The organism is Mesorhizobium sophorae (assembly GCF_002270415.1).
GTDB classification, from domain to species: domain Bacteria; phylum Pseudomonadota; class Alphaproteobacteria; order Rhizobiales; family Rhizobiaceae; genus Mesorhizobium; species Mesorhizobium sophorae.
The window spans coordinates 13,703-37,939 of the sequence record NZ_NNRI01000011.1; the positions used below are offsets into that span (position 1 = coordinate 13,703).

21 protein-coding genes are annotated in these 24,237 nt (G+C 63.3%); 11 read left to right on the forward strand and 10 right to left on the reverse strand.

Going from position 1 to position 24,237, the window contains the following annotated elements:
- Window positions 1-111: 111 nt before the first annotated feature.
- From CGZ66_RS16665 to CGZ66_RS16695, 7 genes are all read right to left on the reverse strand, one after another.
- A complete protein-coding gene (locus CGZ66_RS16665; RefSeq protein ID WP_095085353.1) occupies window positions 112-882 on the reverse strand; it encodes an SDR family oxidoreductase in 771 nt (256 codons plus the stop codon).
- A 13-nt stretch (window positions 883-895) separates the two neighbouring features.
- Window positions 896-1,891, reverse strand: a complete 996-nt coding sequence (locus CGZ66_RS16670; protein ID WP_095085669.1) for an ABC transporter permease — start codon at window positions 1,889-1,891, stop codon at window positions 896-898.
- Window positions 1,892-2,014: 123 nt separating this feature from the next.
- On the reverse strand, window positions 2,015-3,055 hold the full coding sequence (locus CGZ66_RS16675; protein WP_095085355.1) for a sugar ABC transporter substrate-binding protein: 1,041 nt from the start codon (window positions 3,053-3,055) through the stop codon (window positions 2,015-2,017).
- 38 nt (window positions 3,056-3,093) lie between these two features.
- On the reverse strand, window positions 3,094-3,858 hold the full coding sequence (locus CGZ66_RS16680; protein WP_027028608.1) for an ATP-binding cassette domain-containing protein: 765 nt from the start codon (window positions 3,856-3,858) through the stop codon (window positions 3,094-3,096).
- Window positions 3,855-5,021, reverse strand: a complete 1,167-nt coding sequence (locus CGZ66_RS16685; protein WP_095085357.1) for an ROK family transcriptional regulator — start codon at window positions 5,019-5,021, stop codon at window positions 3,855-3,857. The genes CGZ66_RS16680 and CGZ66_RS16685 overlap by 4 nt, the downstream gene beginning before the upstream one ends.
- 244 nt (window positions 5,022-5,265) lie before the next feature.
- Window positions 5,266-6,570 carry a M23 family metallopeptidase gene (locus tag CGZ66_RS16690; RefSeq protein ID WP_095085359.1) on the reverse strand — a complete coding sequence of 435 codons (1,305 nt, stop codon included), beginning with the start codon at window positions 6,568-6,570 and terminating at the stop codon, window positions 5,266-5,268.
- Window positions 6,571-6,715: 145 nt separating this feature from the next.
- A complete protein-coding gene (locus CGZ66_RS16695) occupies window positions 6,716-7,183 on the reverse strand; it encodes a peroxiredoxin (protein WP_095085361.1) in 468 nt (155 codons plus the stop codon).
- Window positions 7,184-7,278: 95 nt separating this feature from the next.
- Between CGZ66_RS16695 and CGZ66_RS16700 the strand changes: the two genes are divergently transcribed.
- Window positions 7,279-10,677, forward strand: coding sequence for a DUF3971 domain-containing protein (locus CGZ66_RS16700; protein WP_095085363.1), 3,399 nt, complete (start codon window positions 7,279-7,281; stop codon window positions 10,675-10,677).
- 19 nt (window positions 10,678-10,696) lie between these two features.
- On the opposite strand, the gene tyrS is transcribed toward CGZ66_RS16700, so the two are convergent.
- Window positions 10,697-11,950 (reverse strand): tyrosine--tRNA ligase, encoded by a 1,254-nt coding sequence (tyrS, locus tag CGZ66_RS16705; protein WP_095085365.1) that lies wholly within the window; start codon window positions 11,948-11,950, stop codon window positions 10,697-10,699.
- A gap of 326 nt (window positions 11,951-12,276) precedes the next feature.
- Between tyrS and CGZ66_RS16710 the strand changes: the two genes are divergently transcribed.
- The 4 genes from CGZ66_RS16710 (at window position 12,277) to CGZ66_RS16725 (ending at window position 15,905) form a co-directional block, all read left to right on the forward strand.
- Entirely contained in the window at window positions 12,277-13,011 is a 735-nt protein-coding gene (locus tag CGZ66_RS16710; RefSeq protein ID WP_095085367.1) for a glycosyltransferase family 2 protein, read from the forward strand.
- Complete coding sequence (locus tag CGZ66_RS16715) at window positions 13,004-13,336, forward strand: lipid-A-disaccharide synthase N-terminal domain-containing protein (protein WP_095085369.1); 333 nt, start codon at window positions 13,004-13,006, stop codon at window positions 13,334-13,336. The genes CGZ66_RS16710 and CGZ66_RS16715 overlap by 8 nt, the downstream gene beginning before the upstream one ends.
- 58 nt (window positions 13,337-13,394) lie before the next feature.
- On the forward strand, window positions 13,395-15,044 hold the full coding sequence (locus CGZ66_RS16720) for an ArnT family glycosyltransferase (RefSeq protein WP_167392137.1): 1,650 nt from the start codon (window positions 13,395-13,397) through the stop codon (window positions 15,042-15,044).
- 111 nt (window positions 15,045-15,155) lie between these two features.
- Window positions 15,156-15,905 (forward strand): phosphatase PAP2 family protein, encoded by a 750-nt coding sequence (locus CGZ66_RS16725; RefSeq protein WP_245331128.1) that lies wholly within the window; start codon window positions 15,156-15,158, stop codon window positions 15,903-15,905.
- 27 nt (window positions 15,906-15,932) lie between these two features.
- On the opposite strand, the gene CGZ66_RS16730 is transcribed toward CGZ66_RS16725, so the two are convergent.
- Both CGZ66_RS16730 and CGZ66_RS16735 read right to left on the reverse strand, forming a co-directional pair.
- Complete coding sequence (locus CGZ66_RS16730; RefSeq protein ID WP_095085373.1) at window positions 15,933-16,583, reverse strand: FMN-binding negative transcriptional regulator; 651 nt, start codon at window positions 16,581-16,583, stop codon at window positions 15,933-15,935.
- A gap of 18 nt (window positions 16,584-16,601) precedes the next feature.
- Entirely contained in the window at window positions 16,602-17,276 is a 675-nt protein-coding gene (locus tag CGZ66_RS16735) for an alpha/beta hydrolase (protein WP_013532163.1), read from the reverse strand.
- 241 nt (window positions 17,277-17,517) lie between these two features.
- Here CGZ66_RS16735 and CGZ66_RS16740 point away from each other — a divergent pair, with 241 nt between their 5' ends.
- The 6 genes from CGZ66_RS16740 to CGZ66_RS16765 all read left to right on the forward strand — a co-directional run bounded on the left by CGZ66_RS16740 (window position 17,518) and on the right by CGZ66_RS16765 (window position 24,218).
- The gene (locus tag CGZ66_RS16740) at window positions 17,518-18,681 is read left to right on the forward strand and encodes a cysteine desulfurase family protein (RefSeq protein WP_095085375.1); all 1,164 of its coding nucleotides are present in this window, start codon (window positions 17,518-17,520) and stop codon (window positions 18,679-18,681) included.
- Between the two features lie 188 nt (window positions 18,682-18,869).
- Complete coding sequence (gene sufB / locus CGZ66_RS16745; RefSeq protein WP_095085377.1) at window positions 18,870-20,387, forward strand: Fe-S cluster assembly protein SufB; 1,518 nt, start codon at window positions 18,870-18,872, stop codon at window positions 20,385-20,387.
- 26 nt (window positions 20,388-20,413) lie between these two features.
- Window positions 20,414-21,169 carry a Fe-S cluster assembly ATPase SufC gene (sufC, locus tag CGZ66_RS16750; RefSeq protein ID WP_095085379.1) on the forward strand — a complete coding sequence of 252 codons (756 nt, stop codon included), beginning with the start codon at window positions 20,414-20,416 and terminating at the stop codon, window positions 21,167-21,169.
- Between the two features lie 25 nt (window positions 21,170-21,194).
- Window positions 21,195-22,463 (forward strand): Fe-S cluster assembly protein SufD, encoded by a 1,269-nt coding sequence (gene sufD, locus CGZ66_RS16755; RefSeq protein ID WP_095085675.1) that lies wholly within the window; start codon window positions 21,195-21,197, stop codon window positions 22,461-22,463.
- 115 nt (window positions 22,464-22,578) lie between these two features.
- Window positions 22,579-23,820: a cysteine desulfurase gene (locus CGZ66_RS16760; protein ID WP_095085381.1), complete on the forward strand. Its 1,242-nt coding sequence runs from the start codon at window positions 22,579-22,581 to the stop codon at window positions 23,818-23,820.
- Between the two features lie 5 nt (window positions 23,821-23,825).
- Window positions 23,826-24,218, forward strand: a complete 393-nt coding sequence (locus CGZ66_RS16765; protein ID WP_095085383.1) for an SUF system Fe-S cluster assembly protein — start codon at window positions 23,826-23,828, stop codon at window positions 24,216-24,218.
- The last annotated feature ends 19 nt before the right edge of the window (window positions 24,219-24,237 follow it).

Below are 24,237 nucleotides of genomic sequence, written 5' to 3' on the forward strand. Positions count from 1 at the left end.
CTGTTCGGCACCAGCGAAGTGCCTCGCAATTCGAGTTCAACAGTATTGTTGGACAGCCGCGAAGTCTTCCGAGGAAGCACTACCGCTTCGGAGCGCCGCGGGGCGCAGCGATCAAGGCGGCAGGAGCCGGAAGTCGTTGCCCTCGGGCAGCAATTGCCCTCCATCGACGACAATGGTCGTTCCGGTGATGTAGCTGGCATCGTCGGAGGCGAGGAACAGGAAGGCATTGGCGACGTCGCGCGGGCTGCCAAGACGGCCGAGCGGGATGGAGTCTTCCATGTTCTTGATATAGGCCGCGCCGCGATGCAGCTCGATCGCCTCGGTGAGGATGTTGCCGGGCTCGACGCCGTTGACAGTGATGCCGTAGCCGGAGAATTCGAGTGCCGCGGCACGGATGAAGCCGTTGATGCCGGCCTTGCTGGCTGAATAGTGGCCGTGGCCGGGGCTGGTCACGTGCGGGCCGGTAATGGAGGAGGTGTAGAGCATGCGCCCGTAGCGCTGCGCCTTCATCGGCACCAGGGCGGCGCGGGTGGCATTGAAGGTGCCGCGCAGATTGACCGCCATGACGCGGTCCCAGTCGTCGGTGCTGGTGTTCTCGATCAGCTGCCAGGGATAGATGCCGGCATTCTGCACGACGATATCGAGGCGGCCGTGGTGTTCGAGCGCCAGCGCCACCGCGGCCTCGGCCTCGGTCATCAACGAAATGTCGGTGCCGATGAAGGGGACGCCCAGTTCGGCCGCCGTCGCTTGCCCGGCTTCGAGCTCGGTATCGGCGAGGACCAGCTTTGCGCCTTCTTCGGCGAAGCGCCGCGCGATGCCCTTGCCGATGCCACGGGCGCTGCCGACGATCAGCGCCACCTTGCCTTCTAGTCGTGCGGTCATGCGAGCCGTCCTGTCATGCCAGTCTTTGGCGAATGGTTTGCTTGAAAGCGTCGAGCAGCACGGCGGCCAGCACCAGCAGGCCATGGATCACCTGGGTGTAATTGGCCGGCAGGCCCATCAGGTTGATCGCCGTGTTGATCGCCGAGAGCAAAAGCACACCGGCATAGACGCCGGGCAGGGTGCCGACACCGCCTTTCAGGCTGACGCCGCCGATGACGACGGCGGCGAAGGCGTTGAACAAAAGGCCGACACCGAGATTGGCGGTGGCGCCCGAGGTGCGGATCGCCAGCAGCCAGCCGGCAAGGCCGGCAATGGCGCCGGCCAGCACGAAGGCGATGATCAGGTTGCGGTTCACCCGGATGCCGGCGCGGAAGGTCGCCGTCTCGTTACCGCCGATCATCACCAGATGCCGGCCGAACGGTGTCTTCGCCATGATCAGCGAGAAGACGACGAAACAGGCAATCGCGATCCAGGCGGTGAGCGGCAGGCCGACGAGGCGCTGGATGCCGAACCAGCGGATGGCTGGCGCAAGATCCTGCGCCGAACGGCCGCCCGAAATCACCAGCACCAGGCCGCGCACCCAGATGTAGGACGCCAGCGTGATGATGAAGGCGCTCATCTTCACCCGCACCACCAGATAGCCGTTGCAGGCGCCGATGAGGCCGCCGACGGCAACCGCCAGCAGCAGCGAGACCGGAACCATCAGCCATTCCGGATGCAGTTGCACGCCAAGGCCTATGCCCGACGAGCAGAACAGGATTCCGACCGCCATGGCGCTGAGCGCTGCGACGGATTCGACCGACAGGTCCATGTGGCCGGCGATGATGACCAGCGCCAGGCCGATCGACATGACGCCGAGAACGCTCGACGCCTCGATGATGTTGGCGAAGATGCCGAGCTGGAAATAGTTCGGGATGAAGATGGAGAACACCACCAGCACGAACAGCAGCATGAACCAGACGAGGTTGTCGAGGACGAACTCCAGGGCGTGGCGCGTGCGGGGGTTCATGGGCTGATCCGGCTGGCGCATCCCCCTGAAATCAATTCGATTTCCGCAAGGGATCATGCGCGATTGGAATTGCAGAGGATTGGCCCCGGGCCGAGATGGCCCGGGGCGTTTCATGCGACGGGCCTATTCGACGGACTTGATGGCCTCCGTCGACGGCTTCTGATTGCCCCAGAAGGCAGGGTTGTCGACATTTTCCTTGGTGATGGCGGCGCCGGGGATCTTGATGTTCGGGCCCCAGGCTTCCTTGGTCACGGTCGATTTCAAGCCGAGCACGTCGTATTCGCCGGGCTTGATCTCTTCCTTCTTGACGATCTTGTCCATGAACATGGCAACAGCCGCCGCCTGTGCGTAGAGCGGCTGCTCGACTTCGACATTGAGCCAGCCCTTGCGGATCAGGTCGAGGCCGACCGGAGCGCCGTTCGAGCTCATCAGCATGACGTCGCCCGGCTTCTTGCCGGCGGCCTCGAGCGAGGCGACGGCAGCCACCGACAGGTGAGCGGCATGGCTGAAGATCAGGTCGATGTCGGGGTTGGCAAGCATCTGGTCGGCGACGATGGTGCCGGCATTGCTGGCTTCCCATTGCATGGCTGGAAGCGAGATGATCTTGACGTCGGGAAACGCCTTCAGCTTCTCCTCAAAGCCCTTCTGGATGTCGAGCGTATAGGGATCGCCAGGGTCGCCAAGCACCTGCAGGACCTTGCCCTTCACCGCGCCGTTCTTGGCTTTGAGCAGCTTCTCGGCCTGGTCCGCGGCGACGTAGCCGATCTCGACCGTTCCTGCGACCGAGGTGAAGTCGGAGGGCGTCGACGTGATCTGGCGGTCGAACTCGACCACCGGAATGCCGGCGGCGCGTGCGGCTTCGATCGACGGTTTCAGCGCATTGAAATCGACGGCGGCGAGGATGATCGCCGCCGGCTTCAGCGCAATGACGTCGTTCATCTGCGACTGCTGGGCGTCGGTCTTGTTGTCGGCGTTCAGCGCCTTCATCTCATAGCCGACCTGCTTCAGGAACAGCTCCAGGGCGCTCACCGAGCCGGTCTGGAACTCGTCGAGCAGTGTCGGCACCATGTAGTAGACAGTACCTTTGGACTGGGCGAATGCCGGCATAAGCGTGGCAAAGGCCAGTGCCAGGATACCGAAGACAGCAAGAAGTATTCGCTTCATGTCGTTCGCTCCTGTTGAGCCGGACCCCTCTTTGTCCCTCAGCCCGCCGGTCCGGCACCGGCAAGCGTCTCCCCGGTGATCATGTTGATCACCGCATCGGGACTTGTTTTGTTGCGTGCGACATCGCCCGCCACGACGCCCTGGCGGATCACCACGATCCGGTCGGCGACCTGGAAGGCCTGCTGCATGATATGGGTGATGATGACGACGCCGATGCCCTGGCTCGCCACCTGGCGGATCATGTCGAGACCGCGCCGCGTCTGCTCGACGCCGAGGGCGGCGAACGGTTCATCGAGCAGCACCAGCTTGCCGCCCCAATGCACGAACCGGTTGAGCTCGATGGCCTGCCGCTGGCCGCCGGAGAGATGCTCGACATTGGTGCGCAGCGAAGGAATGCGCGTGCCCGCGCTAGCCAGTGCCTTTTCGACGACGGCCTCCATCGCGCGCTCATCGAGCACGGGGATGCCAAGAACCTTCCTGGTGATCTCGCGGCCCATGAAAAAATTGGCGACCACGTCGACATTGGTGCACAGCGACAGGTCCTGATAGACGGTTTCGATGCCCGCCGCCTTGGCCTCTGCCGGCGACCTGGCAAGGAACTCCTTGCCCTCGAACAGCATGCGCCCCGAGGTCGGCTCCAGCCCGCCGGCGATGATCTTGACCAGTGTCGATTTGCCGGCGCCATTGTCGCCCAGCAGCGCCACGACCTCGCCCTTGCCGATCGAGAAGCTGATCCCCTTCAGCGCTTCGATCGCGCCATAGTTCTTGGTGACGTTGTCGAGCACCAGCAGAGGTTCGCTCATGCCGCAATTCCTCCGGTTTTCAGAAGATCGCGCCCGCGTTCGCGTTCAGCCGTGAAGATCTGGCCGAAGCGCGGCGACAGCACCCCGGAAACCGCAAGGGCGGCTGCGCCGCGCAACACCGAATGCTGCCCGCCCCGCGCGACCATGACGCGCGGCGTCGTGCGGTCCTTTCGCGCCGAGACGGAGTTGTGCAGGCCTTCGGTTGAACCGGCCAGCCGTTCGAGCAGGTCGGTGGATGCCAGTCCGCCGAGGATGATGGTCTCGGGGTCGAACAGGTTCTCGATGATGGCGACGGCATTGCGAAAGATCGCGGCGACTTCCGCCACCCAATCGGCCTCGCTGCCATTCCAGCGCCGGAGCGCCTCGAGCGACAGGTACCTTTCGAGACAACCGCTGTTGCCGCAGGGGCAAGCCTCGCCACCTGGAACGACGGGAATGTGCCCGACCTCGCCGGCATTTCCCCAGGCGCCGCGCAACACGCTGCCGTCATGAACCATGACGCCGCCCAAACCAACGCCGAAATAGAGATAATAGTATTCGGAAAATTGCGCGCCGAGGCCGTAGAGGCGCTCGCCCATGGCGGCCGCCGCCATGTCGGTTTCAAAAAAGGCCGGCAGTCCGGTCGAAGCCGCCAACCGCTCACGCAGCGCCACATCCTTCCAGCCGGTCATGGTGGTGGGGCCGACAAAGCTCATGGACTCGACGCCGAACGGGCCGGGCAGGGCGAGGCCGACCCCGAGGACCCGCCCGCCAGCCCGCAATCTGGTCAATTCAACCACCATTGCTCCGATCAGGTCGAAGGCGTGGTCGGGCGTCGCGCTCGGGGCTTCGCGGTACGTGCTCTCGATCACGTCGCCGCTCAGATTGATCAAGGCGGCACTGATGCCGAACGGAGTGATGTGGATACCGACGGCATAGCCGCCCTCGGGATTGAGGCGCAGGGTCGCCGGGGGCAGGCCGCGACCCTTCGGCTCTTCGCGCAGCGAAAGGATGTAGCCCTGCTCTTCGAGTTCGCGAACGATGGTCGACACGGTCTGGACGGTGAGCCCGACGCGCCTGGCGATCTCGCCGCGGGCGATTGGTCCCTGCAGGCGGATGGATTCAAGCACGATGCGCCGGTTGTACGGCCGCCCGAACTCCTGATTGGTCCCCCGCAGTGCCATGACGTGCGCCCCTTAGGAGAGCTCAGCTTCGCACCGCTTATTTATTCAGTCAAATGGAATTCAAAAATAATTCGTGCATTCGGTCCTTCGGAACGAGGGCTTGACCAGTGGATGATTTCAGGGGCGCCATCGTCCGGCAGTCAGGCGGCATGGATGGCGTTGCCTCGGCTCGCCGGGTTGCTTGCGAAGCGGGGCAGATGGGAGTTCGGAGGTATTGGGCCAATCAGCTCAGGGCCTGCGCGGCTCAGAGATACTGGGCGACCTTCTTGCCGATCGTGAGGAAGCGCAGCGGATCGATGGCTTCGCCATTGTGGCGGACTTCGTAGTGCAGATGCGGGCCGGTCGAGCGGCCGCTGCTGCCGGTCTTGCCGATGACGGCGCCGGCATCGAGTTTCTCGCCCACGGTCACGTCGATTTCGCTGAGATGCCCATAGCGCGTCGCAAAACCATTGCCGTGGTCGACCTCGACCATGCGGCCATAGCCACCGTTCCAGCCTGCCTTGGTGACGACGCCGGGCGCGGTGACCTTTGCGGCCATGCCGATCGGCGCCCTGAAATCCATTCCGGAATGCAGCGCCGCGGTGCCGAGGATCGGGTCGGTGCGCACGCCGAACGGGCTGGTGACGGAATGACCCGGAGCCGGGTTGGTCAGCGGCAGCTGGCGGGCTTCCTTCTTGAGATGGTCGAGCGTGTCCAGCGCCTCGTCCAGTTCCTTGACCTTGCTGTCGAACATCATCGAACTGTCGAGCGGGATCAGCGGTCCGCCGACGTCGCTCTCGTTCTTGCCGAAATCGCTGTCAACCGGCAGGCCCGCCGCTTCAAGTGCCTGCGTGATCGCGTCAGCGCTCTTGTAGGCGTTGTCGGCGAGCGTGCTGATGCGGGTCAGTTGGTCGCTCTCGATGGATTTCAGCGACTGCTTGATCGACACGAACAGTCGGTCGGCACGATCGGCGGCTGAATCGTTGGGCAGCGGATCGGAGCGGGTCGACCACAACGAGAATGGCCGGGTGTCGCCGGCGCCGAGATCGGCGCCCAGGCTGGCGACCGCGTAGGTCTGCGCCGGCGGCTTGATGCTGCCGGTCACCTCGGCGCGTTTGTCCGGCTTGCCGGCCGCCACCGGATCCTCGGCAGGCGCCGCTCCGACTTCGGTCTCGGCGCGTTCGAGCAGCGGGCCGAGGCGGCCATGACGCTGGCTGAGCTGGCTCTGGCGTTCAAGCAGTTCGCTAACCTTGGTTTCCATCAGCTGCTGGTCGAGCAATTGGCGGCTGGTGATGCGGTCGACCTGGGCGCGAAGCGCCGAAATGCGATCTTCATAGGCCTGCTGCATGCGTGCCTGCCGCGCCGTGGTGGCGCCGATCAGGTCGTCGCGCAGCACCAGATAGGAGGTGGCCAGCAGGTAGCCGATGGCGATGGCCGCCAGCGCCGAGCCGACGAAGGCCGCGAGCCAGGGACGGATCGTGAAGTGCCTGATCTCATTGCCCCGGGCGATGATGATCGTGTGAGGTTCTTTGCGCCTGCCGAAGACTGCTGACTGACCGGTTGCCTTCACGGGACCAAGCTTTCGTTTACGACACCACGACAGCTTGACTACACATTATTAAGGTTAACAAAGCTTTGCGCTGCGGACTTTTCAGTAACGATTGCGCGTCAGGCGGGCATGGGGTTGCGGGCAGTTGGCTGTGCCGACGAAGATCTCAAAGCGCGCGGACAGCCGCGAGCACCTCTTCGGCATGGCCCTTGACCCGGACCTTGCGCCAGATCCTGGCAATCCGCCCGTCGCGGCCGATCAGGAACGTTGCCCGCTCGACACCCATGTATTTGCGGCCATACATCGATTTTTCAACCCACAGATGGTAGGCCTCGATCACCTTGCGCTCCTCGTCGGCGGCGAGGTCGATGGTGAGGCTGTATTTCGATTTGAACTTGTCGTGCTTTTTGACGTTATCAGGCGACAGGCCGATCACCACCGCGCCGGCCTTCTCGAATTCCGGCTTCAGTTGCGAAAAGCTGATTGCCTCTTGCGTGCAGCTTGTTGTGTCGTCCTGCGGATAGAAATAGAGCACAATGGGCTTGCCGGAGGATGCGGCAAGGCTGAGCGATCCGCCGCCGTCCCGCGGCAGGTCGAATTGCGGCGCGATATCGCCTACGTCTAGGTCAGCCATACCGATGCCCTTGTTTGTGGTTACGCGCCAAGCCACACCGATATAGTGTCGAGCGGGGATTCGTCCACGATCGAGTTCGTACAACGGAAAATTGCGTGGATCAGGAGCAACCGCAGCACGAGAAGATCCGGTTCAGGCGGGATGAGATCACCGACCTGGGGGCCTTCCCCTCCGCGTGCCGCGTGCCGCCGCTGGGTCAGGCGCGGATCGGACGCGGCTTTCGCATCCTGGCAAGGGTGTTCGCCGGTTTCGCCTGCCTCGTCCTGTTGGCGGCAGTCGCTGTCTATCTGGTCGGTGCGTCCGGCGTTGGATCCGAGCGGCTTCGCGCGGAAGCGGAAACCGCCATCGAGAAGCTGGCCGGCGTCGATGTCGATGTTTCGGTGGGGCCGGCGCGCATCACCCTTGATGGATCGAGCTTCATTGCGTTGCAGGTCAGCGACGTCAGCCTGAAGACCGCCGACGGCAAGCCGATGGCCGATGCGGGCCGCGTGCGCTTCGGCGTGCGCCTGATACCGCTGCTGCGCGGGGAAGTGCGGCTGACCAGCGCCAGGATATCCGATGCGCACATCGTCGTGGCGGCGATGCCGTCCGGCGGTGACTGGGCAGCAAGCCTGCGCAATCAGGATGGCCTCGTCGATCCGGAGAAACTGACGGCTGCGGTGTTCGCCAACGTTCACAGCGCGCTCGACGCCGTGCGCGAAGATTCGATGCGCCAGATCGATCTTCGCAATGTCGAATTCGTACTGCCCGAAACCGCAACGATCAAACGGGTCAAAGTCACCGACGCCGCCGTCGTGCAGTCGGGACCGGGCGGCATGCAGTTTTCGTCGCAAATCAATGTCGACGGCAGGGCGGTTTCTATTGCTGCTACCGCCACCCGCGATATCGCCGCACGCCGCGTGACGGCGCTGGACGCGAGCATCAATCTGGCTGATCCCAGTGTTGTCACGGGCGTCACCGACACCACGGCCGCTGCGGGAAAACTGGGTGCGGTGGCGCTGAAGCTGACGGGATCGGAAGGGTCCGGCACGAATGCATCGCGGCTGACGGCCGCTCTGTCATCGACTGGTTCCATCCTCGATCTCGGCACACGCGGGCTGCTGCCGGCGGACGTCGACGTCAACGCCACGCTGGTTGCGGGCAGCAACAAGGTCCAGGTGGACAGATTGCTGCTGAAGACCGGCCGGTCGACATTCGATTTCGCCGGCTCGATCGGGCCGAAGCCGGCAACCGGAGCGGCCGGCGAGGAACCGGCCTATCGCTATGACCTGACCAGCGACGGTTCCTCGCTGGCGCCTTCGGACTCGCCCGAGCCAGCGCTCACCTTCCTCGCCCGGATTGCCGGTGTCTACAACACGGTGAGCCACAGGCTGGTCGCCGAGCAGATCGCGCTTCGCTCCGCCTCCTCCGGCGAGGTGCTGGGCACCGCCGCCGTGGAGTTCGTCGACGGCAAGGCGCCGGGGATCAACCTGGCGTTCAACGTCCACAACATGCAGGTCTCTCACGTCAAGCAGCTTTGGCCATGGTTTTCGGCACGCAACGCCCGGCTGTGGGTGCTGGCCAATCTGTTTGGCGGCCGCGTCGTCGACGCCAACCTCCAGTTCCACGTCGTCCCGAACCGTCTCGGCAATGGCGTGCCGCTGTCCGCCGACGAGGTGTTCGGCCGCTTCCAGATCGAGGGATCGCGTTTTGACACGGCCGGCCGCATTCCGCCGATACGCGACGCTGTCGGCGTTGTCGGTTTCCACGGCAATGATGTCGACGTCTCCCTGTCCTCGGGCACCGTCTACATGCCCAGCGGCCGCACCGTCGCGGCCAGCAATGGCACGCTGACGGTCAAGGCCGCCAACCACCCGCCAGTTATCGGCGCGCTCGACATCGATGTCGAGGGCGACGCCTCCGCCGTTGCCGAACTCGCCTCCTACGAGCCGATCAACGCCATGCGCCATGTCGGCCTTTTGCCGGAAGATCTGTCGGGCAGCGTCACCGGCCATGTCAGGGCTGACATTCCGTTGCAGTCCGGCGTCGACTCCTCGAAGCTCAATTGGCTGGTGTCGCTCGACTACAGCGGCATGTCATTGGCCAAGCCGTTCGAGGGGCAGACCGTGGCGGATGCCGACGGGTCGATCACCGTCGACCCTGAGAAGGCGGTGATCTCGGCCAAGGCATCACTGAACGGCATTCCGGCCGAACTCGACCTGATCGAGCCACTCCGGGATGACGGACCGCCGCCCAGCCGCAAGGTAGCCCTGGTGCTCGACGACAAGATCCGTGCCGCCGCAATGCCCGGCTTGACGCCGCTGCTTGGCGGAACGGTCAAGGTCGCGATCGACAAGAGCGGCAGCGGCGACCAGAACGTCTCGGCCGACCTGACCAACGCCAGGCTGGACATCCCCTGGGCCGGCTGGAGCAAGGGGGCGGGGGTCCCCGCCAAAGTCACATTCGTCATGACCAAGTCCGGCGACACCACGACGCTGTCCGATTTCGATCTCGACGGGAAAACCTTCTCCATCGAAGGCGACATCGTGCTGGTCAATGGCGCCCTGTCTTCCGCGAAGTTCAGCAAGGTGACCTTGAACCGGGGCGACGATGTCGCGGTGTCGGTGAAGCGGTCCGGCAAGGGCTATGCGGTCGACATATCAGGCAACGCGCTGGATGCCCGCTCGCTGATCAAGCAGTTCACCTCGGATGTCGACACGGCAACCAAGACCACCGGCTCCGATGCCATTTCCGTCAGCGCCGATGTCGATCAGCTGACCGGGTTCCACGACGAGCAACTTTCCAACCTGAAGCTCGACTACAGCGCTGCCGGTTCGCGCGTGAACGGGCTGAAGGTCAGCGCCACGGCAAGTTCGGGTGCCGCTATAACCATCAGCAACACCACCGGCGCCGGCCAGCGCACGCTCAACATGCAGTCCGCGGACGCTGGCGCCATCCTTCGGTTCCTCAACATCTACGAGCATATGGAAGGCGGAGCGATCACGCTGGCGCTGGCGGGGCCGAGCGACGGATCGCTGAGGGGCAAGGTCGATACCAGCAACTTCTTCGTGGTCAATGAGCCGAAACTGGCTTCCATCGTCTCGACCACGCCGGCCGGCGACAGCCGCAGCCTCAACCAGGCGGTCAAGGGCAACCTGGACACCTCGCGGGTCAAGTTCGAACGCGGCTACGCCGAGATCGACAAGGGCAGCGGCTATGTGAAACTGGCCAATGGCGTGCTGCGCGGCCCCCGCATCGGCACCACGTTCCAGGGCACCCTCTATGACCAGGACAACAACATGGACATGACCGGCACGTTCATGCCGGTCTATGGCCTCAATCGCATCTTCGGCGAATTGCCCATCGTTGGCGCCCTTCTCGGCAATGGCCGCGACCGCGGCCTGATTGGCGTCACCTATCGGCTCAAGGGCAATGCCAACAAGCCGGTGCTGGATATCAACCCGCTGTCGGTGATCGCACCCGGTATCTTCAGGTCGATCTTCGAATACCGGTGAGAAATACCGGTGGCCGATCTCAGACCGGCCGCACCAAAATGTGTTTTTTCCTGCCGAGTGAAAGCTTTACGATGTTTTCCGGACTCAAATCCTGAAGCGTCACCAGCCGGCGCTCGTCGCTGACGGGCTGGTCGTTCAACCGCACCGCACCGCCCTGCACATGCCGCCGCGCCTCGCCGTTCGACGCCGCCAGTCCGGCTGTCACCAGCAGCGACAGGACGCCGACGCCGGCTCCAAGCGCTGCCTTGTCCACCTCGACGCTCGGCAGCGATTCGGCGAGCGCGCCTTCCTCGAACGTCTTGCGCGCCGTCTCGCTGGCTTGTTCCGCGACCGCGCGACCATGCAGCAAGGCCGTGATCTCGGTGGCGAGGACCTTCTTGGCCTCATTGATCTCGGATCCGCCGAGCTGCTCCAGCCGCGCGACCTCGTCCAGCGGCAACGTCGTGTAGAGTTTCAGGAAGCGGCCGACGTCGGCATCCTCGGTGTTGCGCCAGTACTGCCAGAACTCGTAGGGGCTCAGCATCTCCGCATCGAGCCAGACCGCGCCCGACGCCGATTTGCCCATCTTGGCGCCCGATGAGGTGGTGAGCAGCGGCGTGGTCAGCGCATAGAGCTGCGCGTCCTCCATGCGGCGGCCGAGATCGATCCCGTTGATGATGTTGCCCCACTGGTCGGAGCCGCCCATCTGCAGGCGGCAGCCGAGGCGCTTGTAGAGCTCGACGAAATCATAGGCCTGCAGGATCATGTAGTTGAATTCGAGGAACGACAGCGACTGCTCGCGATCGAGCCGCAGCTTGACGGAATCAAAGGCGAGCATGCGGTTGACCGAAAAGTGACGGCCGACGTCGCGCAGGAAATTGACGTAGTTGATCTCCATCAGCCAGTCGGCGTTGTTGATCATGACCGCGTCGTTCGGCCCGCTGCCGAATTTGAGGTACGGCATGAAGTTGCGGCGGATGCCGGCGAGGTTGTCGTCGATGTCCTGCGGGGTCAGCAGCTTGCGTGCCTCGTCCTTGAAGGACGGGTCGCCGATCATCGAGGTGCCGCCGCCCATCAGCGCGATCGGCCGGTGACCGGTCTGCTGCAGCCAGTGCAGCATCATGATCTGGATCAGCGAACCGGCATGCAGGCTTTTGGCGGTCGCGTCGAAGCCGATATAGGCCGTCACCGTCTCCGTGGCGAAGAGATTGTCGAGGCCGGCATCATCCGAAGTCTGGTGGATGAAACCGCGCTCGCTCATCGTGCGCAGGAAATCGGACTTGAAGGCAGGCATTTTGTGTTTCCCGAAAGCGTCCGGCCAATCTGGCCCGGGCGTGGCGTGCATGAACGGGCGCGTTTAGCACCCAAGCGCGATCAGCAAAAGTGGAATCCGGTTTTGCGTTTGATCGCGCGCCAGGCAGGGGTTCGCGATCAGCAAAAGTGGAATCCGGTTTTGCGGTCCGCGCGGATGAAGTCTGAGACCATCGGCCCAATGCTTGCTTCATCGTTTCGGCTGGCGTAATGAGGCGCCGCGCCAAAGGTTCTTGCAGTCCACGACCTCGAGCGGCACCGCACGGCATCCACAAAATGCCATATCCGACGACAGAGCCCCGACGCGACATGCCGGACGCATTGATATCCATCGTCATTCCTTGCAGGAACGAGGCGGCAAATCTGCCGCTGTTGATCGACGAGATCGAGGCCACCATGGCCGGGCGCGACTTCGAGCTGATCATCGTCAACGACGGCTCGACCGACGACACCGCTTCGGTGCTCGCAGCGCAGGCAGCACTTCGCCCGTTTCCAGTACGGGAATTGCGGCACCGGAAATCCGCTGGCCAGAGCCTTTCAGTGCGCTCGGGCGCCTGGGCGGCGCGTGGCAGCATCGTCGCCACGATCGACGGCGATGGCCAGAACGACCCTCAATACATTCCGGTCCTGATCGATGCGCTTGTAGAGGCCGGCCCCGATTACGGCGCCGCACAGGGGCAGCGTCTCAAGCGCCGTGACAGCAAGGTCAAGCAACTGGCGTCACGTTTCGCCAACTGGCTGAGAAATGCCATCCTGCATGACGAGACGCGCGACACCGGCTGCGGCCTCAAGGCGGTCCATACCGATATCCTGCGCAAATTGCCGTTCTTCGACGGCACCCATCGCTTCGTTCCGGCCCTGGTCATCCAGGAGGGCTATCGCGTCGTGCACTGCGATGTCATCGATCGCTCGCGCCGGCACGGCAAGTCGAATTACGGCATTTTCGATCGCGGCCTGCAGGGGGTTCTCGATCTCGCCGGTGTCTGGTGGCTGCGCCGCCGGCGCCGCAGAATGCCTAAAGTAGAGGAAATCAGCCGTGGTTAACGTGCTTCAGGAATTGGTGACCTGGCTTCACCAGGTATTCATCAAGCAGTTCGATGCGTGGATCCTGCTCGGCTTCGTTGCGCAGTTCTTCTTCACCATGCGCTTCGTCGTGCAGTGGCTGGCCTCGGAAAAAGCCAAGCGCAGCGTGGTGCCGGTCGCCTTCTGGTTCTTTTCCCTCTTCGGCGGCGGCCTGCTGCTGATCTATGCCATCCAGCGTCAGGATCCGGTGTTCATCGCCGGCCAGTCCATGGGCCTGTTCATCTACATCCGCAATCTCTGGCTGATCGCCAACGAGCGCAAGACCGCGATGAGCAAGGTCGATTGAACAGCGATCGATTGAGCAGCGTGGCATATCAATCAAAATTCGTCACAGAGGCCGGGATATGGCGGTGAACAGGAATTACATCCTTCTCTTCCTGTTCAGCCTAGTGATGACGGTTTCGGGGCTGGCGTCGATGCCGCCGATCGACCGCGACGAGTCGCGCTTCGTCCAGGCCACCAAGCAGATGGCCGAGAGCGGGGACTATGTCGACATCCGCTTTCAGGATGCCTCGCGCTACCAGAAGCCGATCGGCATCTACTGGCTGCAATCGGCGGCCGTGGCGCTGAGCGGGGAGGGCGCTGCCGCTCCGATCTGGGTTTATCGCACGGTTTCGGCGCTTGGCATTGCCATTGCTGTCCTGGCGATCGCCTGGACCGGCACCAATCTGTTCGGGGCCAATGCCGGCATCGCCGCCGGCCTGGTCATGGCGGCGATCTTCGCCACCGCTTTCGAAGGCCGCGACGCCAAGACCGACGCGATGCTGCTGGCCTGTTGCGTTGCGGCGCAAGGCGCGCTGGCTCAGATCTATCTGGCGTCGCGCCGGAACCAACCTGTGGCCGGCCATCTCTGGTGGATCTTCTGGATTGCGCAAGGCGCGGCGATCCTCATCAAGGGCCCGATTGCGCCGCTGCTGTCGGCACTCACCATCGCCGTGCTGTTCGCCTTCGAGCGTGACGGGCGCTGGCTGTCGAAGCTCAAGGTGGGGCGCGGCCTGGCGCTCGTCGTGCTGATCGTGCTGCCCTGGCTCGCGCTGATCACCTGGAAGAGCGGCGGCGCCTTCCTGCAGCAGGCCGTCGGCAAGGACATGATCGGCAAGGTCGCGTCGGGCGAGGAATCGCATGGCCTGCCACCCGGCTTCTACATGCTGACCTATTCGCTGTTCATGTGGCCTTTCGGCCTGATCGCGGTCGGCGCCGGGCTCCAGGCACTGAACCGTTTGCGCGACGATCCGAGGCTGCGTTTCTGCCTCGCCTGGTACATTCCGTTCTGGCTGGTGTTCGAGCTGATCCCGACCAAGCTGCCGCATTATGTCCTGCCGGCCTATCCCGGCATGGCATTGCTGATCGGCTGGCTTTTGACGCTGTCGCCGCAGGAGGCGAATGCGCCGCTCAGGCGCTGGCAGGACTGGTTGTGGTGGTCGACGGCGTTTGGTCTCGCCGTGGTCAGTCTCGGCCTGGCCGCGGTCTGCGTCGGCGCGCCGATCTACCTCACAGGTACGTTCTCATGGTGGAGCATTCCGGCCGCCGCGGCAGCACTGGGCGCCGGCTACTTCGCCTTTTCGCGGCAGTTGCAAGTGCCGCTCCGCCGCATCGGTGCCATCGCCGTTTGCGCAGGCATTACCTATGCGCTGCTGTTCGGCGTCATAGCGCCTTCGCTGAAGCCGATCTGGCTGAGCCCGGCCATCGAGGCGGCGGTGCGCGCCAACAAGCCCTGCGACACCACCGTGCTGGCCTCGTCGCGATTTCAGGAACCGAGCCTGGTGTTCCTGGTCGGCACGAAAACGGTGCTGACCAATGTCGAGGGCGTCGCCAGGCATCTGTTTACCGATCCGGCCTGCGCGTTGGCACTGGCATCGGTCGAGGACGAGCAGAAACTGACTGGCCTGCTGGCGGCACAAGGCAAATCGGTGAACCGCGTTGCCCTGATCGACGGCCTCAACTATTCGTCGGGAGACAAACTTTCGCTCGGTCTCTATCGTGTGGCGCCATGACGGCTCGTCGATGACAGGCTCGAATTTCCTATGCTGGTGAAATCGCGCCCTTCCGTTTCCGGTATGCTCCTTGGGGTGGGGCGCCGATCCCTCGACAATTTTCGCGACACGATGCAGATCGCAAGAAAGCGCTTTGCCGCTCGTCCCGCCAGGTACCCGAACATAGTTTGGCCGGTCTGGGGCCTGGTCTGGGTCTTGCTGACGGCGGCGGCGTTTGTTCGCCTCGACACCCCGGCCGGGATACTTCATGGCCAGTGGTCGCCAGGGTTCGTCCACCTGGCCGATTTTTTCACCCAGTTCGGCCTCGGTGGCTGGTATCTCATTCCATCAGCGCTTTTGCTCGTCGCCGCGAACCTGACGGATTGGCGAAGCCTTTCAAGGCGCTCGCTGATGCTGGTCTACAACTGGACCTGCCTGGCCTTTCTGGTGCTGAGCGCCGCCGGCCTGTCCGGCCTGGCCGTCAATGTGCTGAAATATGCGATCGGTCGGGCTCGCCCGCTCTATTTCGACGATTTTGGCGTGCTGGCCTTTCATCCCTTTGCCTTCGATGCGCGCTTCGCCGGTTTCCCGTCCGGCCATGCCACGACCATGGGCGCCGTGTTCGGGGTCGCTCTGCTGTTGTTTCCCCGGCGTTGGTATATCGCCTTGGCGATCACCGCCTGCATTGCCTCGACGCGCGTCTTCGTCGGCGCGCACTATCCCAGCGACACCGTCGCCGGCTTCGGCCTCGGCTGCGCCTTCGCGCTGGCGTGCGGACTGGTCTTTGCCAGGCTCGGCTTCATCTTTCGTCCGGCACGGTCGGGATTGCCGGTCCGCAAGAAGACGTTTCGGCTGATCGGCCCGACAAGCAAGGCTGGCTGAGCACCAGGGTTTGGGCCGAAGCTGAGCTTAGGCGCCGCCCAGCCCGCCATAAGACCTTACCAGGCGGGCCATGTCGGGTGACTTGTGGTCTTCGCTTTCGAGCCCTTGCGCAACGCCGACACGATCGGCGACCGGCCGGTTCTGACTGACCTTCCACTTGCCGTGGATTTCTGCGATCTCGATTTCCAGCCCGATGATGCCCTTGATCTGCGACTGGATGAAGGGCGCCGGCGCGTCGGTCACCGCCCAGGGTGCGGCGCGGGTGCCTTCCTGGGACGCGGTCAGGTCGGCGATCTGCTGCGCCAGCCAGGCCTGGTCATCCATCACCTTGACGGTGCCGCGCACCTGCACGATGGCATAGTTCCAGGTCGGCACCACCTTGCCGGTCTCGCGCTTGGTCTCGTACCAGGACGGCGTGACATAGGCATCGGTGCCCTGGAAGACGATCAGCACCGGTGACGCCGGATTGTCGGCCAACAGCTGCCATTGCGGATTGGCCTTCGCCAGATGGGCGCGCAGCCTGCCGTTCGGCGGCACGTCTGCGTCGAGCAGGAACGGGATGGCATTGGCGACCGGCCCCTCGGCTCCGTTGCAAATCAACAGGCCGAGCGGATGCGCCCGGATCAGTCCGTGCAGGATCTCCGGCCGTGTTTCCCTGAAATGAGGAGGCTCGTACATCGCTGCCCGCTTCCCTGCCTATCTCAGCCGCTTCGGCCGCGGATCCGACAGCTCGCCGGCCAGCCGGCGATCGAGATAGTCGGCACATTCCTCGAGCAGCAGGTCGGCATCGTTGGAGAAGAAATGGTTGGCGCCGGGCAAGGTCTTCTGCGTGATGGTGATGCCCTTTTGCGTGTGCAGCTTGTCGACCAGGCCTTGCACATCCTTCGGCGGCGCCACCTTGTCGGCATCGCCATGGATGATCAGGCCCGACGACGGGCAGGGCGCCAGGAACGAGAAATCATAGGTGTTGGGCTGCGGCGCGATTGAGATGAAGCCTTCGATCTCCGGCCGGCGCATCAGCAACTGCATGCCGATCCAGGAGCCGAACGAGTAACCGGCGACCCAGCAGCTCTTGGAATCCGGATGCAGCGACTGCACCCAGTCGAGTGCCGCCGCCGCATCAGACAACTCGCCGGTGCCATGGTCGAACTCGCCCTGGCTGCGGCCGATGCCGCGGAAATTGAAGCGAAGCGTGGTGAAATCCCGCTTCTGGAACATGTAGAAGAGGTCGTAGACGATCTTGTTGTTCATCGTGCCGCCGAATTGCGGGTGCGGGTGCAGGACGATGGCAATCGGCGCGCTCTTTTCCTTGGAAGGCTGGTAGCGTCCCTCCAGGCGGCCGGCAGGACCGGTAAAAATGACCTCAGGCATGAAATACTCCACTTGGGTAATACGAATGCGCGGCGCCCGGAACGTGTCTTCCTCTGGCCTTGACGCAGGGCGAGCGTCTTCTTAGAAGCTAGTTTAGAATTGTTCAAAACTGAGTGGCCAGACGTCGAGCCGGGCCACCCGCGCCGCAAGCCGCGTAAATAGGACGGCTCGCCTTGGAATTTCAAGGAAATAACGCGATACGACAGCGGAATGGCTTCTGACGGGAACCAAACGGACGAAAATGGCCGGAATGCGCGCCTATCTCGACTATAATGCCAGTGCGCCGCTGCTTGCCGCGGCGCGCGAGGCTATGGTCGCCGCACTTGATGTCGCCGCCAACCCGTCATCGGTCCACACCGAAGGGCGCGCCGCACGGCGCCTGATCGAGACCGCAAGGCGAGATGTCGCGGCACTGGTCAACGCCAAGGCCGAGCATGTCGTGTTCACCTCCGGCGCGACGGAAGCGGCCTCGACGCTGCTGACATCAGACTGGCAGATGGGGCGCGGCAGCGTGCGCATGAGCCGTCTTTACGTGTCCGAGGCCGATCATCCCTGCCTGTTGAATGGCGGGCGCTTCCCGGCAGCGCAGGTGACGCGGATTGGCGTCGATGCCGACGGCATCGCCGATCTCGACGCGTTGGCAGCCGCACTCGCCCGTCATGACAAGGCCGAGGGCCTGCCGCTGGTCGCCATCCATGCCGCCAACAACGAGACCGGCGTCATCCAGCCGATCGATCGGATCGCCCCGGTCGTCAAGGCTGCGGGCGGTGTCCTCGTCGTCGATGCCGTCCAGGCAGCGGGACGCGTTTCGATCGATCTATCATCGGGTTACGCCGATTATCTGATTTTGTCTTCGCACAAGATCGGCGGCCCCAAGGGCGTCGGCGCCATCGTCGCCGCCTCCGATCTGATGATGCCGAAGCCGCTGATCAATGGCGGTGGCCAGGAAAAAGGCCATCGCGGCGGCACCGAAAACCTTGCCGCCATCGCCGGCTTTGGCGCCGCGGCACGCAAGGCGCTCGAAGGGCTGCGGTCGATGGACACGGTGCGGCAGCGCCGCGACGAGATCGAGGCCATCGTGAAAATGCTGGTGCCGGATGCGGAAATCTTTGGAACCGGCGCACCAAGGCTTGCCAACGCCACATTCTTCGCTATTGCGGGCATCAAAGCCGAAACCGCGCAGATCGCCTTCGATCTGGCCGGCGTGGCGCTGTCGGCCGGCTCCGCCTGTTCGTCGGGCAAGGTCGGGCCGAGCCATGTGCTGAAAGCCATGGGATACGGCGACTGCCTTGGCGCCTTGCGCGTGTCGATCGGTGCCTCGACCGGCGCTGAGGACATCGAACTGTTTCGCACCGCGCTGGCGGCAATCGCCGCACGTCGGGCGAGTAGGGAAAGGGCCGCATGAGCAGCGGCCGGACATAGACAGGCCTTCGGTCTGGTAGAGCCGTGCGTTTTATGCTGGACGGGTGAATTTCCGGTCAAAACGCACTATATGGAACTTACGCTGCCGCGAATGCCTCTTCGGCGTTCATTTGGCGGTGCCATAGTTTGAAAACTGTCGGGCCTTGACCCCGGCGTGGATGGAGAACGCATATGCCTGCTGTGCAGGACACGATCGATCGGGTCCGAAAGATCGACGTCGACCAATACAAATACGGATTCCAGACTGAAATCGCGATGGACAAGGCCCCCAAGGGCCTCAGCGAAGACATCATCCGTTTCATTTCGGCCAAGAAGGACGAACCGTCCTGGATGCTGGAATGGCGCCTGGAAGCGTATCGCCGCTGGCTGACGCTGGACGAGCCGACCTGGGCGCGCGTTCACTATCCGAAGATCGATTTCCAGGACATCTACTTCTACGCGGCGCCGAAGAGCACGCCCGGCCCGACGTCGCTCAGCGATGTCGATCCAGAACTGCTGAGGGTCTATGAGAAGCTCGGCATCCCGCTGCGGGAGCAGGAAATTCTGGCCGGCGTGCAGAAGACCGACGCCTCGGAACTCGAGGAAGTCAGCGACAATGTCTACAAGTCGGGCCGCGTCGCCGTCGATGCGGTCTTCGATTCCGTCTCCGTCGTCACCACCTTCAAGAAGGAGCTGGCGCAGGCCGGCGTCATCTTCTGCTCGATCTCGGAAGCCATCCGCGAGCATCCGGAACTGGTGAAGAAATATCTCGGCTCGGTCGTGCCGACCTCCGACAACTACTACGCCACGCTGAATTCCGCCGTGTTCACCGACGGCTCCTTCGTCTTCGTGCCCAAGGGCGTGCGCTGCCCGATGGAGCTGTCGACCTATTTCCGCATGAACGAGAAGAACACCGGCCAGTTCGAGCGCACGCTGATCATCGCCGAGGAGGGGGCTTACGTCTCCTATCTCGAAGGCTGCACGGCGCCGCAACGCGACGAGAACCAGCTTCACGCCGCGGTCGTCGAACTGGTGGCGCTCGACGATGCCGAGATCAAATATTCGACGGTGCAGAACTGGTACCCCGGCGACGCCGAAGGTAAGGGCGGCATCTACAATTTCGTCACCAAGCGCGGCGACTGCCGTGGCGACCGCTCGAAGATTTCGTGGACGCAGGTCGAGACCGGCTCCGCCATCACCTGGAAGTACCCGAGTTGCATCCTGCGCGGCGACGATTCCAGCGGCGAGTTCTATTCGATCGCCGTCTCGAACGGCTACCAGCAGGTCGACAGCGGCACCAAGATGATCCATCTCGGCAAGAACACGTCGAGCCGCATCATCTCCAAGGGCATCGCCGCCGGCTTCTCGCAGAATACCTATCGCGGCCAGGTCTCGGCGCACCGCAAGGCGACCAATGCCCGCAACTTCACCAACTGTGATTCCCTGCTGATCGGTGACCAGTGCGGCGCGCACACCGTCCCCTACATGGAAGCCAAGAATTCGACGGCGCAGTTCGAGCACGAAGCGACGACCTCGAAGATTTCCGAGGACCAGAAATTCTACGTCATGCAGCGTGGCATTCCCGAAGAGGAAGCGATCGCGCTGATCGTCAACGGCTTCGTCAAGGACGTCATCCAGCAACTGCCGATGGAATTCGCCGTCGAGGCGCAGAAGCTGATCGGGATCTCGCTTGAAGGCTCGGTCGGCTGACCGGACAAATATTCAGGAAACAAAGAATGCTTGAAATCAGAAATCTGCACGCCCGCATCGTCGATGACGGCACTGAAATCATCCGTGGCCTGAACCTGACGGTGAAAGCCGGTGAGGTCGCCGCGATCATGGGGCCGAATGGCTCGGGCAAGTCGACGCTGTCCTACATCCTCGCCGGTCGCGAGGACTATGAGGTGACCGAGGGCGACATCCTCTACAACGGCCAGTCGATCCTCGAAATGGATCCGGCCGAGCGCGCCACTTCCGGCATCTTCCTCGCCTTCCAGTATCCGATGGAGATACCGGGCGTAGCGACCATGGAATTCCTGAAGGTTGCGATGAACGAGCAGCGCAAGGCGCGTGGGGAAGAGCCGCTGAAGATCCCGGAATTCCTGAAGCGCGTGAAGGAAGCCGCCGCCTCGCTCAGCATGGACATGGCGATGTTGAAGCGGCCGCTCAATGTCGGCTTCTCGGGCGGCGAGAAGAAGCGCGCCGAGATCCTGCAGATGAAGTTGCTGGAACCGAAGCTCTGCGTGCTCGACGAGACCGATTCCGGCCTCGATATCGATGCGCTGAAGATCGTTTCGGATGGCGTCAACGCGTTGCGTGCGCCCGACCGTGCGTTCCTGGTCATCACCCACTACCAGCGCCTGCTCGAACACATCGTGCCTGACTCGGTGCACGTGCTCTACAGGGGCCAGGTCATCAAGTCCGGCGACAAGTCGCTGGCGCTGGATCTGGAAGCCAATGGCTATGCCGGCGTGATCGGCGAAGCCGCGTGAGATGCCAGAAGGCAAGGTCAAACTGATGAATATGCACACTCAGCCCCAGCGGACACCGGCCGAAACAGCGTTGATCGACGCGTTCGGCGACCGGCTGTCGCTGCTGCCGGGCGACGGCGCGGTGATGCTCAAGCGCGACGACGCCATCGAAGCGATCAAGCACGGCCTGCCGACACGGCGTATCGAATCCTGGCACTACACTGATCTGCGCCGCCTGTTGAACGCGGTGCCGGACTTCGATCCGGCCGCCATGACCAAGGCTGTCGCACCGATCGTGGAAGGCTCCGCCGTGCTGGCGATCCTGAACGGGAAGTCCGACGCGAAGACGCCGGCCGTCGAAGGCGTCACCGTGCAGCGCCTGTCGGAAAAACTCACCGACGGCAGCGTAGCACCAGGGCTCGATCCCTATGGCAGCGATGACGCCATCGGCGCGCTGAACACCGCCTTCGTCGCCGACGGCTATTTTGTCGACATCGCCGACGGCGCCGAACTGGAAAAGCCGATCGAACTGCAGAACCTGCAGGCCGGCGGCCAGACCCATGTGCGCCTCATGGCGCGTGTTGGCGCTGGCGCCAAGGCCGTTATCGTCGAGCGTCAGGCCGGCGAGGGCGCGGCACTGACGAGCTCGGTCAGCCAGCTCGTGCTCGGCGAAGGCGCCGAGGTGACGTGGCTGATCGTCCAGGAGCAGCCGGAGACGGCAACACATCTGGCGCAGTTCAAGGCCCATATCGGCAAGAATGCGAAACTGACGCTGTTCGTCATGAACGCCGGCGGCAGGCTGGTGCGCCAGGAGGTTATGGTCAGGACGACGGGCGAAGGCGCCGACTTCAAACTGCGCGGCATCAATCTTCTGGCCGGCGACACCCATACCGACGTGACCATGGTGCTCGACCACGCCGTGCCGCATACGGCCTCGACGGAAGTGATCCGCAACGTGGTGACGGGCAAGGCGCGGGGCGTGTTCCAGGGCCGCATCAATGTCCACCAATACGCGCAGAAGACCAACGCCAAGATGGCCTGCAACACGCTGTTGCTGTCGGACGATGGCGAGTTCTCGACCAAGCCGGAGCTTGAAATCTTCGCCGACGACGTGGTTTGCGGCCATGGCGCGACGGTCACCGAAATCGACCACGACCATCTGTTCTACCTGATGGCGCGCGGCGTCGACGAGAAGACCGCGCGCGGCCTTCTGGTCAAAGCCTTCGTCGCCGAGGTGATCGAGGAACTGGACGACGAGACGATCGTCGACGCGCTCGAAGCGAAGCTCGACGACTGGTTTGTGACACATGGGTGAGGCGCGGTCGGCGTAGCCGACAAAAAGCCAACGATTTGGCTTTTTGAGCGACGAACGCCCGGAGCCATAGCGAAGGGCCGGCTGACGCAGGAGCCCGGGTATCGAAAGACAGACGATGGACCAGAAAGTCGAAAACATCCCCTATGACGTCGAGGCTATCCGCCGCGACTTCCCGATCCTGTCGCGTGAGGTCTACGGCAAACCGCTGGTCTATCTCGACAATGGCGCCTCGGCGCAGAAGCCGCAGGCGGTGCTCGACGCTATCCAGCATGCCTATTCCCAGGAATACGCCAACGTCCATCGCGGCCTGCATTTCTTGTCCAATGCGGCGACAGACGCCTATGAAAAGGCGCGCGAGACGGTGCGCCGTTTCCTGAACGCGCCAAGCACCGACAACATCGTCTTCACCTCGAACACGACCTCGGCGATCAACACGGTCGCCTATGGCTATGGCATGCCCAACATCGGCGAGGGCGACGAGATCGTGCTGTCGATCATGGAGCATCACTCCAACATCGTGCCGTGGCATTTCATCCGCGAGCGGCAGGGCGCCAAACTGGTCTGGGTGCCGGTCGACGATCTCGGCGTCTTCCACATCGAGGAGTTCGAGAAGCGGCTGACCGATCGCACCAAGCTGGTCGCCATCACCCAGATGTCGAATGCGCTAGGCACGGTGACGCCGATCAAGGAGATCGTGCGCATTGCGCATGCACGTGGAATTCCGGTCCTCGTGGACGGCAGCCAGAGCGCCGTGCACATGGCCGTAGACGTGCAGGATCTCGACTGCGATTTCTTCGTCTTCACCGGCCACAAGGTCTACGGTCCGTCGGGCATCGGCGTGCTCTACGGCAAGAAGGACATTCTCTCTGGCATGCGGCCGTTCATGGGCGGCGGCGAGATGATCGAGGAGGTGACGGAGGACATCGTCACCTACAACGAGCCGCCGCATCGCTTCGAGGCCGGCACGCCGCCGATCGTGCAGGCGATCGGGCTCGGTGCTGCGCTCGACTACATGGAAAAAATCGGCCGCGAGCGCATCGCAGCGCACGAGGAAGACCTCAAGGCCTATGCGCATGAGCGGCTGCGCGCCATCAACTCGCTGCGCATCTTCGGCGACGCGCCCGGCAAGGGCGCCATCATCTCCTTCGAACTGCAGGGCATTCACGCCCATGACGTGTCGATGGTGATAGACAGGCAAGGCGTTGCCGTGCGCGCCGGCACGCATTGCGCCCAGCCGCTGTTGAAACGCTTTGGCGTAACCTCCACATGCAGGGCATCGTTCGGCATGTATAATACCAGGGCCGAAGTCGACGCTTTGGCCGAGGCGCTTGAAAAAGCGCGCAAGTTTTTTGGGTGACGACCATGGATGATGTGAGCATCGCTGCCGAAACCACGCCGGAAGCCGCCGCCAACAGCGTGGTGTCTGCTTCGACCATTCCCGCCGACGAATTGGCGCGGCTGACCGACGACATCGTCTCGGCGCTGAAGACGGTCTACGACCCGGAAATCCCGGCCGACATCTACGAGCTTGGCCTCGTCTACAAGATCGACATCGAGGACGACCGCTCCGTCAAGATCGACATGACGCTGACTGCGCCGGGTTGCCCGGTCGCCGGCGAAATGCCCGGCTGGGTGGAAAATGCAGTCGGCGCCGTTGAAGGCGTGTCGGGTGTCGAGGTCAACATGACCTTCGACCCGCCATGGTCACCCGACCGCATGTCGGAAGAGGCGCAGGTCGCGGTCGGCTGGTACTAGCCTCACAAAGGTTGGCGCC